The sequence below is a fragment of the Cupriavidus sp. KK10 genome, from assembly GCF_018223725.1.
Lineage (GTDB): Bacteria > Pseudomonadota > Gammaproteobacteria > Burkholderiales > Burkholderiaceae > Cupriavidus > Cupriavidus necator.
Genome location: NZ_CP073677.1, coordinates 2332737 through 2346426, shown reverse-complemented (window position 1 = coordinate 2346426; position 13690 = coordinate 2332737). Strand labels below are relative to the sequence as shown.

At 64.3% G+C, this 13690-nt stretch carries 11 protein-coding genes, 1 tRNA gene and 2 pseudogenes; 6 read left to right on the top strand and 8 right to left on the bottom strand.

What is annotated here, in order from left to right; genetic code table 11:
• Positions 1–105: 105 nt before the first annotated feature.
• Positions 106–807 (top strand): annotated as a pseudogene (locus tag KB879_RS11325) (3-keto-5-aminohexanoate cleavage protein); the annotation flags it as partial.
• An 83-nt stretch (positions 808–890) separates the two neighbouring features.
• A tRNA-Met gene (locus KB879_RS11320) sits at positions 891–966 on the top strand.
• An 81-nt stretch (positions 967–1047) separates the two neighbouring features.
• Here the strand turns inward: KB879_RS11320 and KB879_RS11315 are convergent.
• Both KB879_RS11315 and KB879_RS11310 read right to left on the bottom strand, forming a co-directional pair.
• Positions 1048–1194: a DUF3096 domain-containing protein gene (locus KB879_RS11315; protein ID WP_078196252.1), complete on the bottom strand. Its 147-nt coding sequence runs from the start codon at positions 1192–1194 to the stop codon at positions 1048–1050.
• Positions 1195–1294: 100 nt separating this feature from the next.
• Complete coding sequence (locus tag KB879_RS11310) at positions 1295–1546, bottom strand: hypothetical protein (protein WP_211981321.1); 252 nt, start codon at positions 1544–1546, stop codon at positions 1295–1297.
• Positions 1547–2398: 852 nt separating this feature from the next.
• Here KB879_RS11310 and KB879_RS11305 point away from each other — a divergent pair.
• Entirely contained in the window at positions 2399–3628 is a 1230-nt protein-coding gene (locus KB879_RS11305; RefSeq protein WP_153956796.1) for a molybdopterin-dependent oxidoreductase, read from the top strand.
• Positions 3629–3638: 10 nt separating this feature from the next.
• Positions 3639–3917 (top strand): cytochrome c, encoded by a 279-nt coding sequence (locus tag KB879_RS11300; protein ID WP_013952938.1) that lies wholly within the window; start codon positions 3639–3641, stop codon positions 3915–3917.
• A gap of 96 nt (positions 3918–4013) precedes the next feature.
• Here KB879_RS11300 and KB879_RS11295 read toward each other — a convergent pair.
• Positions 4014–4171: pseudogene (locus KB879_RS11295) on the bottom strand (type II toxin-antitoxin system YoeB family toxin); the annotation flags it as partial.
• A 105-nt stretch (positions 4172–4276) separates the two neighbouring features.
• Between KB879_RS11295 and chrA the strand changes: the two are divergent.
• On the top strand, positions 4277–5506 hold the full coding sequence (gene chrA / locus KB879_RS11290) for a chromate efflux transporter (RefSeq protein ID WP_211981319.1): 1230 nt from the start codon (positions 4277–4279) through the stop codon (positions 5504–5506).
• Positions 5507–5536: 30 nt separating this feature from the next.
• Here chrA and KB879_RS11285 read toward each other — a convergent pair whose 3' ends face one another.
• The 4 genes from KB879_RS11285 to ampC form a co-directional block, all read right to left on the bottom strand.
• A complete protein-coding gene (locus KB879_RS11285; protein WP_153956798.1) occupies positions 5537–6916 on the bottom strand; it encodes a YncE family protein in 1380 nt (459 codons plus the stop codon).
• 36 nt (positions 6917–6952) lie between these two features.
• Positions 6953–7399 carry a DUF305 domain-containing protein gene (locus KB879_RS11280; RefSeq protein WP_153956799.1) on the bottom strand — a complete coding sequence of 149 codons (447 nt, stop codon included), beginning with the start codon at positions 7397–7399 and terminating at the stop codon, positions 6953–6955.
• A gap of 111 nt (positions 7400–7510) precedes the next feature.
• Positions 7511–8329: a hypothetical protein gene (locus tag KB879_RS11275; RefSeq protein WP_013952933.1), complete on the bottom strand. Its 819-nt coding sequence runs from the start codon at positions 8327–8329 to the stop codon at positions 7511–7513.
• Positions 8330–8447: 118 nt separating this feature from the next.
• A complete protein-coding gene (gene ampC, locus KB879_RS11270; protein ID WP_211981318.1) occupies positions 8448–9638 on the bottom strand; it encodes a class C beta-lactamase in 1191 nt (396 codons plus the stop codon).
• An 89-nt stretch (positions 9639–9727) separates the two neighbouring features.
• Between ampC and KB879_RS11265 the strand changes: the two genes are divergently transcribed.
• Complete coding sequence (locus tag KB879_RS11265; RefSeq protein ID WP_211981316.1) at positions 9728–10780, top strand: RNA-guided endonuclease TnpB family protein; 1053 nt, start codon at positions 9728–9730, stop codon at positions 10778–10780.
• A gap of 186 nt (positions 10781–10966) precedes the next feature.
• Here KB879_RS11265 and mdeB read toward each other — a convergent pair whose 3' ends face one another.
• Positions 10967–13663, bottom strand: coding sequence for an alpha-ketoglutarate dehydrogenase (gene mdeB, locus KB879_RS11260; protein ID WP_211981313.1), 2697 nt, complete (start codon positions 13661–13663; stop codon positions 10967–10969).
• Positions 13664–13690: the final 27 nt, after the last annotated feature.

Below are 13690 nucleotides of genomic sequence, written 5' to 3'. Positions count from 1 at the left end.
GCCTGTCTGAGTAGATCGAGTCGGTCTAGAATCAAGGAGCGCACTACCGCCCTGGAGCTCGCCATGCCCAGATCCCTCCGTCTGCTGGCTGCCTGCGCGGCACCCCTCGACGTGGTGATCAACCTGACAACCGGCGGCGCGCCGACGATGAGCGTGGAGGAGCGGCTGCAGCCGGCACTGCAATTACGCCCGGAAGTCGCCTCGCTCAATATGGGCTCAATGAACTTCGGACTGTACGAATTGCTGGACCGCTTCACGGAATTCCGACACGACTGGGAACGGCCTTATCTTGCGCAAAGCTATGACGGCATCTTCAGGAACACATTCAAGGATATCGCCTACATCCTGCAGTCCTGCAGCGAGAACCAGACGCGCTTCGAGATCGAATGCTACGACATCGGGCACCTGTACACGGCCGCCCATTTTCTCGATCGCGCGCTGCTGACGCCGCCGCTGCTGATCCAGTCCGTATTCGGGCTGCGGGGCGGCATCGGTGCGCATGTGGAGAACCTGATGCATATGCGCCGCACGGCGGACCGGCTGTTCGGCAAGGACTATGTCTGGTCGGTGCTGGGCGCCGGCCGCAGCCAGATGCCCCTGGCGGCGATCTCCGCGGCGATGGGCGGCAACGTACGCGTCGGGCTGGAGGACTCGCTGTGGGACGGACCCGGGAAACTGGCCGACAGCAATGCCGCGCAGGTCTTGCGTGTGCGCAGTGTGATTGAAGCGCTTTCGCGGCAAGTTGCCACGCCGGAGGAGGCGCGCACGTTGTTGAAGCTAGAGGGGCGGGAGAATGTTGGGTTCTGAACGCAGGACGCCGGGGAGCAGTCTGCAGAGTTTATTTGGGGGAAGGGGTATCCATGTGCCGCCAATCAGCGTATATTTCGCCCCGCGGGGTGGAGCAGTTGGCAGCTCGTCGGGCTCATAACCCGAAGGTCGCAGGTTCAAGTCCTGCCCCCGCAACCAAATTCGCCCAAGCCCCGCCGGAGCCATCCGCGCGGGGCTTTTGCTTTCATGCCGGAAGGTGGCGAGCGGCCCCGCCGCCGCTCAGCGCAGGTGCCCGCCAAACAGCCCGAGCAGGCCGATGACAATGAGGTAAATGGCGACGATATAGTTAAGCAGCCGCGGAATGACAAGAATAAGGATGCCGGCAATCAACGAGATTAGCGGGCCGGCGCTGGTAATGAAGTTCATGATGGGCCTGTGTGATTGGGGTTGATCTGGCGGCGGCTGTTTGTGGTTACATGGCAGCCGCTGGCGTACCGGGCGCAACGGTGGCGCAGAGAAGCAAAGCTCAGCCGAACACGCGCGATCTCAGGTCGTCCTCGAAATCGACAGTCCATTGCGCACCCTGGTTTCCGTCGTATTGGCGGATTTCTCTCCCGAAGCCTACCGAGACGGTGCGCCCGCGTGCCGGCACAGCGCCTGCAGCGTCTTCAACGGCTGTTACGGTAAATCCGTCGGGTGCGACCCCGTTACGCAGACAGGTCTCGCGGAAAGCTTCCTGCTCAAGGGGAGGGAACTGATCCAGCATCGTCTCCAGCATGGGTGTCTCCTGATGCCGGCATGTAACGAGGAACAGCCGAAGCGGTCAAAGGCGGCCAATCGGCTGGCCGCCTTTGCCATCCCGGCCGCGGTGCGATGGGTTGGGTGCTCGCCCTCTCCATATCCTGTTACTCCGCCTTCTTGATATTCGCCTTGACGTCGCCGTGCGCCGCCTGTGACTTGCCAAGGTCATAAGAGTCCAATTGACGTGATGCGCTCCTGGTTCTGAGAAAGCATGCCTTCCGCTGATGCTGCCGGGCGGAGGACTGCCGTTCTAGCGTATCGCGTTGTCGATGGCCTGCCATTGGAATCCTAAACACCGATTTGTGGGATTCGCTGAAGTACTCGTTGCTGCTCCTTCGTATCGATAGGAACATCCTCATCCTGCCCAGAGGATAGTTTACGCATCGGGAGGGCGCGTTTCGGCATTGGTCACTGGTGGCGGGGCGTAGACATAGGGGTCGCGGTTGCATGTGGAATGCGGCAACGATGATTTGACATAACACTTATTATGCGCAACGTGATTGTAAGGGCCAAACCAGAATGTCCGGTTCTGGCTAAGTTCAAATGTCCGAGTGTGGCAGGCGCTTGAGATAGCCATCTGCCAGCGCTTGAACGACCTTGAGCCGGTCGATCTGCCGCACCGTCATGGTAATGGCTCCTGCTGACATGACGGGCTCCGGTCTCGGACGGACGGAAAGCCGTCAAGCTTCCCGACTTCGGCCCGACGCTGGCCTGCGAGAGAGCCTCTCTTCCGCGCCCCAGGATGAGCTTGGTGCCAGACCGCCGCTTGCTGGGCCAATGGCGCGGCATGCACTAGAGTGATGTCATGTGGACCTCGGACGGGGGCGACATGACCACACGCAGAGCGTTTCTCAAGCGCGGAGCCGGACTGCTGGCCGCCGGCACTGGGCCATTGCTGCCGGCACCGCTTTTCGCGGCGGTCGCAGACATGACGCCCGAACTGCCTGAAGGCGCGCGGGAATCAGCGGTGCTGGACGCGCTGCCGGGCAAGCTGCCACTCATCAAGCGGACTTACCGGCCACCGAACTACGAAACGCCACTGGCATATTTCGGTGAGGCCTTCACCCCCAACAATGCATTCTTCGTGCGCTATCACCTCGCTTCCATTCCCGAGGTGAACGAGGCCGACTGGCGGCTGCGAATTGGCGGAGAGGCGGCCACAAGTCCGTTCGAGCTGACGCTTTCCCAACTGAAGAAGGACTTCGAGCCGTTCGAGGTGGCGGCGGTTTGCCAGTGCTCAGGCAACCGGCGGGGCCTGTTCCAGCCTCACGTGCCGGGCGTGGAATGGGGGCCAGGCGCGATGGGCAATGCAAAATGGCGCGGCGCAAGGCTCAGGGACGTACTAGCCAAGGCCGGGATCGGCAAGGACGCCGTGGAGATTGCCTTCGACGGCGCGGACAGACCCGTGATCGCGCAGACGCCGGACTTCGTCAAGAGCATACCGGCATGGAAGGCGATGGAGGAAAGCGCCCTGATCGCCTGGGAAATGAATGGCGCCCCGCTGCCGCACTGGAACGGCTACCCTGCTCGCATCGTCGTGCCCGGCTGGACCGCGACGTACTGGGTCAAGCACATCGTCTCGATCAATGCGCTGGCCAAGCCCCTGTCCGGGTTCTGGATGAACCCCGCCTATCGCATCCCCAAGGGCAAGTTTCCGCAGGTCGACCGCTTTGTCAGCCAGGAAACCGACGTCAACATGCCAATCACTGAGATGGTGGTGAACTCGCTGCTGACGAATCCGCTGCCGGGCCAGCGCATACGGCGCGGCACGGTGCTGGAGGTGAAGGGGATCGCCTGGGACGGCGGTTACGGCATCTATCGCGTGGAAGTTTCGACCGACGGCGGGCGAAGCTGGCAAGCAAGCGAGCTTGGGCCGGAGCATGGGCGCTACGCCTTCCGGCTCTTCAGCCTGCGGTTCACGCCCGGCAAGAGCGGCAAGCTTGCCGTCATGGCCAGGGCCATCAACCGCGCCGGCGCCACCCAGACGTTCGAGCTGATCCACAATCCCGCGGGCTATCACCACAATGTGGTCCAGCGGGTCGAAGTCGAAATCGTGTGAGGGAGATGCCATGAAAGCCATGCTGCTCAGCCTCATCCTGGTGACGGGCAATGCGCTGGCCGATGAGGCGAGCATCAGGATCAAGGACGGTGCCGGCAAGGACAAGGTCATGGCCAACTGCATCAGCTGCCATAGCATCGACTACATCCCGATGAACTCGGTCTTCCTCGATCGCAACGGCTGGACCGCCACGGTGAACAAGATGGTCAAGGCGTTCGGCGCCCCCATCAAGGACGAAGACATCCCTCAGATCGTGGACTACCTCAGCCGGTACTATGGCAAGGGATGAGGCGGGCGAAGGCGGTCAGGAGGCGAAACGCGGCACCCATTGCTGTTGCGGCACTCAGGGCCTTCTGGCTTCCCGCCTGACGCGCAAGTGGTCAGCTTACTTGTCGCCGTCGTGGTAGCAGCAGCTGACAATGCGCAGCCTTCATCATCCGCCGCATAGACCAGGCGGTTCGTGTCGTCGGTGCGGCGCGACCAGAAGCCCGACAGGTTGCCCTTCAAGCCTTCGGGCTTGCCGATGCCACCCCGAGGTAGTCTCGATACAATATCGAAATTCGTTATACAAGGGCCGGCAGGCACTGGGGGCTTTGCGCCCACGGCTCGCGGAACTGGTCGATGAAACCTTAACCGAGAACACCGCCGATGCCCCCCAGCCCCGCTCAGGACACAAACCGCGCCGCTGACGCCGCAACACGTGGCACGGTTCCAGAGGTTCTTCGGGCGTTCCTGAAACTTGGCCTGACTTCATTCGGCGGCCCGATCGCGCACCTGGGTTACTTCCGCACCGAATTCGTGGAGCGCCGCCGCTGGCTGGACGACAAGAGCTACTCGGACCTGGTCGCGCTATGTCAATTCCTGCCGGGGCCCGCCAGCAGCCAGGTTGGCATGGCGCTGGGGCTGCAGCGGGCGGGCTGGCTTGGCGCGCTGGCCGCCTGGGCGGGCTTTACCCTGCCCTCTGCGATTGCACTTGTCCTGTTTGCCTTTGGCGTTGCGCGCTGGTCCGGCGTAGCGGATTCCGGGGCAGTCCACGGCCTGAAGGTGGCGGCCGTGGCAGTTGTCGCACAGGCGGTATGGGGCATGGCCAGGTCGCTGTGTCCGGACCGGCTGCGCGCGGGCATCGCGGTCGCGGCCGCGCTTCTGGTCCTCGCGGTGCCAGGTGCGGTGGGCCAGATTGCTGCCATTGTGCTGGGTGGCCTGGTTGCGCGCTGGACCTTGCAGCTGAACCATCTGCCTCCTGCCCAGCATCTCAACTACGGTGTGAGTCGCCGGGTCGGCGTTCTGCTTCTCGCGCTGTTCGGCGTGCTGCTGGTGCTGCTCCCGGCCCTTGCCGCTGTGACCGGTTCCATGGCGGTGTCGGCCGTGTCGGTCTTCTACCAGGCCGGAGCGCTGGTTTTCGGGGGTGGACATGTCGTGCTGCCGCTGCTGCAGGCTGGCGTGGTGCCCCCTGGCTGGATCGGCAATGATGCATTCCTGGCGGGCTACGGTGCAGCACAAGCTGTTCCGGGCCCCCTGTTCACCTTTGCCGCGTACCTCGGGGCGCTCTCCCCCGCGCCATTGGGTGGATGGGTGGGCGCGCTGGTACTGCTTCTCGCGATCTTTGCGCCGGCGTTTCTGCTGGTGGCGGGCGCATTGCCATTCTGGGAAAGCCTGCGCCAGCGCGATGGGGTGCAGAGCGCGATGGGTGGCATCAATGCCTCTGTTGTTGGCGTCTTGGTCGCCGCGCTGTACGACCCCGTATGGACCAGCGCGATTCACTCGAAGGCGGATTTCGGCCTGGCGCTGGCGGCCTTCGGCCTGCTCGTCTACGGCCGCGTGTCACCCGTGCTGGTGGTGGCCGGCACGGCGCTGGGCGGATGGATCCTGGCGCTCTAGCCGGGGATCCGCCAACCCAGGTCGCTCAGCTCACGGCACGCTCACCAACACCGCCCTAGCCGGATCCGCCGCCGCATCGCCCTCCATGACGATCAGCTTCGCTGGGGTGGCGCTCTTTGGCGAAAGCGTCGTCACGACTTCGCGCAGCGGGCCAATGGCGGTGCCATTGGCCATGCCGGCCGCATTGGTGCGGAAGCTTGCCACGGGCGTGGCCTGTCCTGCGACATAGACGCTGTAGGTGGTTTGCGGCTTCAGCTTGAACAGGGATACTTCCAACGCGTCGACAACACCAAGATTGCGCGCAACCACAAAGCCCTTGGCATCGCCATTGACCGGCCTGAGGGCGATGTTGACCGGATCGCTGTTCGCTCTCGGCACAAGGTTCGCGGTCCCTTCGCCGCCTGGCACGGCGTTGGAGACATAGACCAGTGCCTGCGGCGCCTGGCCCACCGGCACGCGGCTCATGACCTGGTTCGTTGCGGTGTCGATCACGTCCACGGCGTCGCCGTTTTCCAGGCCGACATAGATGCGTGAACTGTCGTCGGCAGCCCAGATGCCGTGCGGCAGCGCGCCGACCGGAATGGTCGCGGCCAGCCGCGGTTCGGCCTCGGTTGTGAATACCTTGACCACGTTTTCGCCGCCCACTGTCACATAGGCGAACGTGCCGCGCGCAGTCCTGGCAAAGGCAAGGTGATTGGTGATGAAGCCGGTGTCGAAGACGCCCTTCACTTCCAGTTTTTCGGTGTCGATGCGGGTAACCTTGCCCACGTCCTTGTGCGTCATCCACACCTCGCGGAAGTCCGGCGTGAACTGCAGGAACGGTGAAAACGGGCTGGTGACATTGAGCCGCTTGACCACCTTGTGTGCCTTGACATCGATGACATCCACCACGGGGTTGAAGCTGGAGACTACGAAGGCGAGCTTGCCGGCAGGATGGAACAGCACCATGCCCGGCCCTGCCGTGGTCTGGATGCGGCGGGTTTCACGGAACGTCACCGGGTTGATGACGGAGATATAGTCTTCGCCGCGGACGACTACCCACACCTCTTTTCCATCCGCGGTAAAGAAGCCCTCATGCGGTGAGCGGCCGATATAGGCAATGCCCTTGACTTTGTTGGTTGCGGTATCGATGAACGCGACGGAATTCGAGCCGTTCGAGATCGCGATCAGGGTCCGATGGTCAGGCGAGAAGCCAAGACCATGGACATTGAGCTCGCCCTTGTATAGCGGCGACAGCACGTCCGGCCGCGCGTTGCCGAGGCGGATCTGCCCAAGCAAGGTGTTGCTCACCGGATTGATCACTGAAACGGTGTTGCTGTTCTGGTCAGCGGTATAAACGCGATCCTGTGGCTGCGGCGCGGCGACTGCGAGAGGCGCGGCCACGGCAAGGATAAGGGCATGTCTTTTCATGAGTCGGTCCTGATGCGGGCGGTGTATGTCCGTGGGTTAGCGAGGATTGGCGGCGCCAGGTGTCCTGGCCTGGCTGCGCTGGAGCCAGGCTTGCATCAGGCGGATCTCATTTTGCTGCTCGGTGATGATGCCCTGGGCAAGATTGCGCAGCTCCGGGTCCTTGCCATACAGCAGCAGCGCCTTGGCCATGTCGATCGCGCCCTGGTGGTGCGGAATCATCATGGTGACAAAGTCGTGGTCGGGGATGCCGTTCATGACTGCCTGCGCCATGCCGTGATCCATCACGGCCATGGCGTCACCCATCAGGCCGGAAAACGGCTTTGCGGTGCTGGCGACAAAGGGCGGCGGTGCCTGCCCCGGGGTGGTTTGGTGATGCCGGTGGGCATCCTGGGCTGGCGCGGCAAAGCTTGCAGCCCATAGGAACAGCGCCGGCACGATGCGTGCCGCAGTGCCGACGCCATTGCGTGGGGTTCTCCGTTGCATTGCAGGGTCTCCTGTTTTCCGGGCCTGGCGTTCACCGGCGGCCGGGGGATTACCTGCGTATACACGCGGGGCGCGTGAACTATTCCATGGAGAACCGGATATTTTTGCGCGCTAGCCGTTGGGGTACGCCGCCGCGATAGCCATGGCGCGCAGCCTCTGCACCTGGGCGGACATGTCGTGCAGCAGGTAGAGGTCGCGCCGACGCGTCCAGGACTGGCCCGATTGCGCGTCGTATTCGCCAGGCATTTCCACACCTTCCGGGGCAAAGGCATTCATGCCGCGGTCGCGCGAGGTCAGCACGCAGCGCTTGACGTGGTCACGGAAGCCAATGACCCCCACTACCCCCATGCCGGCGGCATTGTTCTGTTCGAGTTCCACCACCTTTGCGGCAACGCCATCGGTGCTCAGGTAGGTGATGCTGCCATCCGGATTGGTCACCGGCTCGATCGATACCATATCGGTCAGGCCGTACTTGGACTTCAGGAAGCGCGCAATCTCCCACTGCGCGTAGACCTTTACCGGGTGCTGCTGATAGATGGCATGGACGGTGTCGGCGAGCTTTTCATTGACGGGGCCCGGGTCCGGCAGTGCGGCCTGGTTCCCGCCATTGGTCGGCGTGTTGCCGCTTTGCGCGTTCGGCCGGTTGCCGAACCCGTACGCCACGATGCGGTTCAGCCGGGATACCGCGATGGTCGGAGGCTGCCAGGTGAGCGCAAAGTCCAGCACGTGGGGCGAGATCTGCTCCGCAGCTGCGGTGTCTTTAAGCTGAACCGCCAGGCGCGCGTTCATCTGGCGCTGCAGTTCCGTATCGGAGATCGCGGCAGGTGCGTCGGCGGCATTACCGTCCCCGCAGGCGCTCAGGATGGTGGTGGCGATCGGGGCCGCAATGGCCGCGGAGGTGGATGCAAGGAAACGGCGGCGTTCAAGCATGAGTGGACTTCATCGGATAAGAATCAGGGCGACGATGCCTTGCCGGATCAACCGGCAAGAGCGGTCCAGGCAGCTTGCCTGGGCAACGTGTCGCCTTGATGAAGGGCGTGCCCTCCCCTTACCTGCTGCCGGCCCCTGCTGGCACACCGTCCAGTACCGCCAGTATCCAAAACGCTGCCTTTACCCGCTCCGGCACCGGGAAGTTCTTGTTCGCCAGCATCACGATGCCAATCCGCTTCGCCGGCACAAAGACCACGTAGGCGCCAAAGCCATTGGTCGAACCGGTCTTGTTGACCAGCACATCGGCGGGCGATGACAGCGGCGGCTCCAGCCGGCTCACCGGGTTCGCCTCGAGCACGACCTGCGGTGAACTGCCGGCCAGCACGCTGTCGACCCGGGTGGGCCAGGCGTACATTTCCCAGCCCAGCCCCTGCACCATGTCTCCGACCTTGAAGTATCCGGTGTGCGTCCCGGCAATGGCACGCCGCAGCTTGTCGTCCAGGCCGGCGCTGTCGATGTTGGCTTCGACGAAGCGGATCATGTCAGCCGCCGTGGTTTTCACGCCGTAGGCTTCGGCATCCAGCACGCCGGGCGCCACCCGGACCGGCTTGCCGTCTTTCGAATAGCCATAGGCATAGTCGCCCATGCGCGCTTTCGGCACCCTGATGTAGGTGTGGGCCAGGCCCAGCGCCGGGAACAGCGTCTTCTCCATCAGGTCATCGAAGGGCTGGCCCATGCTGCTGGCAGCCAGGTAGCCGAACAAGCCGATGCTGGGATTCGAATACTGGCGATGGGTGCCGGCGGCATATCTGGGGCGCCAGCCCCGGAAATAGTCGACCATCGACCTGGTATCGGTGACTGCATCCGGAAACTGCAGCGGCAGCCCGCCGGCTGCATAGGTGCCAAGATCGAGCAGGCTGGTCGCGCCCAGGCTGCTTCCCGCGAGCGCCGGCAGGTATTTCCCGGCAGGGTCGGCCAGAGACAGGGCGCCGCGGGCCTGTCCATAGGACGCAAGCGTCGCGGTGAAAGTCTTGCTGACCGAGCCGATCTCGAAGAGCGTGTCGCCATCGACCTTGCGCCCGCCCGCCTTCGACGCGACGCCGTAGTTGAAGACATAGCGCTTGCCGCCGGCCGTGACGGCAACGGCCATGCCGGGGACGCCGTGCGCCGCCATCAGGGGGCGGATGGCATCGTTCACAGCGCGTTCGACCTGGCGCTGCCTGACACTGTCGGCGGCACTGGCATTGGCTGCGAAGAGGCTGCAAGCCATGGCGAAGGTGGCGATGCGGGCAACAGGAATCCGTTTCATCAGATTTGCTCCGAGAAACCTCGCCATTCAAGGCGGGGGGGGAAAGGAGCGCCGCCGAGAGGCGGCATTCCCACGTTAGAATGAGCGGCATGATTCGTGTCTACCGCTACCGGGTGAAGTCGCTCAACGGCCTGCTCAACAAGCAGAGCCGCGCGGTGAACTACGTCTGGAACTTCTGCAATGACACGCAGAAGCACGCGCTCAAATGGGGGAAGACGTGGCCGAGCGGGTTCGATCTGAACGTGCTGACCACGGGCAGCAGCAAGGAACTCGGCATCCATTCCGGCACGGTCAACGCGAAATGCGAGCAGTACGCGAAATCGCGCAGCCAGCATCGCCGTCCTTACTTGCGATACCGCGGTAGGAAGAGCCTTGGATGGGTGCCCATGAAGGGCCGCGATTTGAAACGAGAGGGCGAGGCGTTTCGCTTTGCCGGGCATACCTTCCGCGTTTTCAATAGTCGCCTGTTGCCCGAAGGCAAGGTCAGGGACGGCAGCAACTTTGCGCAGGATTCGCGCGGGAACTGGTTTCTCAACATCGTGATAGAAGTTGCTGATATGCCGGCACGCCCGATTCAAACTGGCGTCGGCATCGATCTTGGTTTGAAGGACTTCGCGACGCTTTCGACCGGCGAGAAGCTCCCCAATGACCGGTTTGGCCGGCATGCCGCCGAACGACTGGCGAAGGCGCAGCGTGCGCGAAAGCACAAGCGGCATATTGCCAAGCTGCATGCCAAGGTGGCGAATGCCCGCGCCGACTTCCAGCACAAGCTTGCGCTCGAGCTCGTCCGGCGCTTCGATTACATCGCGGTCGGCAACGTGTCGGCTTTGAAACTCGCCAAAACCAAGATGGCGAAGAGCGTCTACGACGCATCCTGGTCGTCCTTCCGGGACAAGCTCCGCTACAAAGCGATTGCGCACGGAGCCACGTTTGAGGAAGTGAACGAAAGCGGTTCTACCCAGTCCTGTTCGGCGTGCGGTTCGAAGGACAGCACGACGCGGCCGAAAGGTATCGCAGGACTGCGAATAAGAGAGTGGACCTGCAGTAGATGTGGTGTCGTGCATGACCGTGATACCAATGCTGCGTTAAACATTCTCCGATGCGGACGTGCATCGCCAGGTGTGGGAATCCCCTGCCTTTAGGCAGGGGAGGACGAGGACGTCAAATCTGACGCTTTGCGATCATGCTGGGGCGCGGCGCCGGTCCATGGCGGCACGGGCGCGCACCTGGAACGGCTGCAGAGGGATGAAGCTTAACAGCCGCAGCCGGAGCATGTGGAGTCCCGCACCGGTTCGCCCCGCCGGGCCTGCAGGGCGAACCGGACGATATCAGAGCGAGGACGGCGCAGGCTTGTCCGTGTCGATGCCGTAGCGCGCGATCGCCTCGGCCACCACCGACGCCGGCACCGTGCCCTGCGCCGCAAGCGCGCGCAGCGCCGCCACGCAGACATAGGCGCGATCGACCTCGAAGAAGCGGCGCAGCGACGGCCGGTTGTCGCTGCGGCCATAGCCGTCGGTGCCCAGCACCGTGAAGGGGGCCGGCACATAGGGCGCAATCAGCTGCGGATAGGCGCGCACGTAGTCGGTGGCCGCCACCACCGGGGCGTCGCCGGCCAGCAGCGCTTCCACATGGCTGGGGGCGATGCTGTCCTGCGGATGATGCAGGCGTTGGCGCGCGGTCTCGCGCGCCTCGCGCTCCAGCTCGGAGAAGCTGGTGACGCTGAACACCTCGCTGTCGACCTGCCAGTCCTCGGCCAGCATCCGCGCCGCGGCCTCCACCTCGCGCAGGATGGTGCCGCTGCCGAGCAGCCGCACCCTGGCGCGCCCGCCCCCTGCCACCTGCGCAAGCCGGTACATGCCGCGCACGATGTCGCGCTCCACGCCGGCCGGCATCGACGGCTGGGCGTAGTTCTCGTTCATCACGGTCAGGTAATAGAACACGTCCTCCTGGCGCTCCATCATCGCGCGCATGCCCGCGTCGACGATCACCGCGAGTTCATAGGCATAGGCCGGGTCATAGGCACGGCAGTTGGGGATGGTGGCGGCAATGATGTGGCTGGTGCCGTCCTGGTGCTGCAGCCCTTCGCCCGACAGCGTGGTGCGGCCGGCCGTGGCGCCCACCAGGAAGCCGCGCGCACGCTGGTCGCCGGCGGCCCAGATCAGGTCGCCGATGCGCTGGAAGCCGAACATCGAGTAGTAGATATAGAGCGGCAGCATGGCCGTGCCATGGGTGCTGTAGGCAGTGCCCGCGGCAATCCACGACGACATCGCACCGGCCTCGGTGATGCCCTCTTCCAGGATCTGGCCGCGGATGTCCTCGCGGTAGTACAGCATCGAGCCGGCGTCCTCGGGCTCGTACAACTGGCCCTGCGACGAATAGATGCCGACCTGGCGGAACAGGCTGGCCATGCCAAAGGTGCGCGCCTCGTCGGCGACGATGGGCACCACGCGCGGGCCGAGTGTCTTGTCCTTGAGCAGACCAGTCAGCATGCGCACCATCGCCATGGTGGTCGACATTTCCTTCTGGCCAGCGTCCACGGCGAACTGGCCGTATTTCGCCAGCGGCGGCACCGGCACGGCGTCGGCCTGGCGCCGACGCGCCGGCAGGTAGCCGCCCAGGGCCTGGCGGCGCTCGCGCAGGTAGCGCAGCTCGGCGCTGTCCTCGGCAGGGCGGTAGAAGCGCATCGATTCCAGGTCCTCGTCGGACAAGTCCAGGCCGAAGCGGCTGCGGAACACCTTCAGCGCCTCGAGATCCAGCTTCTTCTGCTGGTGCGTGGTGTTCTGCGCCTGGCCGGCATTGCCCATGCCATAGCCCTTGATGGTCTTGGCCAGGATCACGGTGGGCTGCCCCTTGTGCGCGCGTGCCGCGGCAAAGGCCGCATGGAGCTTGCGCAGGTCGTGCCCGCCGCGGTTCAGCGCGGCCACCTCTTCCGGCGTCATATGGGCGACCAGCGCCTTCAGCGCTTCGTTCTGGCCGAAGAAATGCTCGCGCCCGTAGTGGCCGTCCTTGGCCTTGTAGGTCTGGAACTGGCCGTCCATGGTCGAGGCGAAGGCGCGCAGCAACGCGCCGGAGTGATCGCGCGCGAAGATCGGGTCCCAGGCGCTGCCCCACAGCACCTTGATCACGTTCCAGCCGGCGCCGCGGAACAGCGCTTCCAGCTCCTGCACGATCTGGCCGTTGCCGCGCACCGGCCCGTCCAGGCGCTGCAGGTTGCAGTTGATGACAAAGGTCAGGTTGTCGAGTTTCTCGCGCGCCGCCAGCGGCAGCGCGGCGATCGATTCGGGCTCGTCCATCTCGCCGTCGCCGAACACGCCCCACACGTGCCGGCCCGAAGTGGCCTGCAGCCCCCGGTGCTCCAGGTAGCGCATGAAGCGCGCCTGGTAGACCGACTGGATTGGGCCCAGCCCCATCGAACCGGTCGGGAATTGCCAGAAGTCCGGCATCAGCCAGGGGTGCGGATACGAGCACAGGCCCTGCCCGCCCGCCTCGCGGCGGAAGTTGTCGAGCTGGGCTTCGGACAGGCGCCCTTCCAGGAAGGCGCGTGCGTACACGCCCGGTGCCGAGTGCGGCTGGAAGTAGACCAGGTCGCCGCCGTTGCCGGCATCGGCGCCCTGGAAGAAGTGGTTGAAGCCGACCTCGAACAGGTCCGCCGCCGAGGCATAGCTGGAGATATGCCCACCCAGCTCACCGTAGGCCTGGTTGGCGCGCACCACCATGGCAAGGGCATTCCAGCGCACGATGCCGGTGATGCGCGCTTCCATCGCCAGATCGCCCGGATAAGGGGGCTGGCGCTCGACCGGGATGGTGTTCAGGTAAGGCGTGTTGCTTTGCGCCGTGGTCGACACACCCAGCGCGGGCGCGGCATCGAGCAGCCGGCTGAGCAGGAAGCGCGCGCGCTCCTGCCCGCATTGCGCCACCACCGCCTCGAGCGCGTCCAGCCATTCGCGCGTCTCCTGCGGATCGTTGTCGCCCTCGGGCATGGCTTGGGCGAGCAGCCGGGCGTGTGGGGAGCCAAGGTCGGTCATGGGGAAGTCTCCAATGGGTTTTGTCCC

Coding starts and splice junctions, on each gene's coding strand:
- KB879_RS11315 (WP_078196252.1), bottom strand. CDS start 1,194: ATGAACTTCATTACCAGCGCCGGCCCGCTAATCTCGTTGATTGCCGGC.
- KB879_RS11310 (WP_211981321.1), bottom strand. CDS start 1,546: ATGCTGGAGACGATGCTGGATCAGTTCCCTCCCCTTGAGCAGGAAGCT.
- KB879_RS11305 (WP_153956796.1), top strand. CDS start 2,399: ATGACCACACGCAGAGCGTTTCTCAAGCGCGGAGCCGGACTGCTGGCC.
- KB879_RS11275 (WP_013952933.1), bottom strand. CDS start 8,329: ATGCTTGAACGCCGCCGTTTCCTTGCATCCACCTCCGCGGCCATTGCG.
- mdeB (WP_211981313.1), bottom strand. CDS start 13,663: ATGACCGACCTTGGCTCCCCACACGCCCGGCTGCTCGCCCAAGCCATG.
- chrA (WP_211981319.1), top strand. CDS start 4,277: ATGCCCCCCAGCCCCGCTCAGGACACAAACCGCGCCGCTGACGCCGCA.
- KB879_RS11300 (WP_013952938.1), top strand. CDS start 3,639: ATGAAAGCCATGCTGCTCAGCCTCATCCTGGTGACGGGCAATGCGCTG.
- KB879_RS11265 (WP_211981316.1), top strand. CDS start 9,728: ATGATTCGTGTCTACCGCTACCGGGTGAAGTCGCTCAACGGCCTGCTC.
- ampC (WP_211981318.1), bottom strand. CDS start 9,638: ATGAAACGGATTCCTGTTGCCCGCATCGCCACCTTCGCCATGGCTTGC.
- KB879_RS11280 (WP_153956799.1), bottom strand. CDS start 7,399: ATGCAACGGAGAACCCCACGCAATGGCGTCGGCACTGCGGCACGCATC.
- KB879_RS11285 (WP_153956798.1), bottom strand. CDS start 6,916: ATGAAAAGACATGCCCTTATCCTTGCCGTGGCCGCGCCTCTCGCAGTC.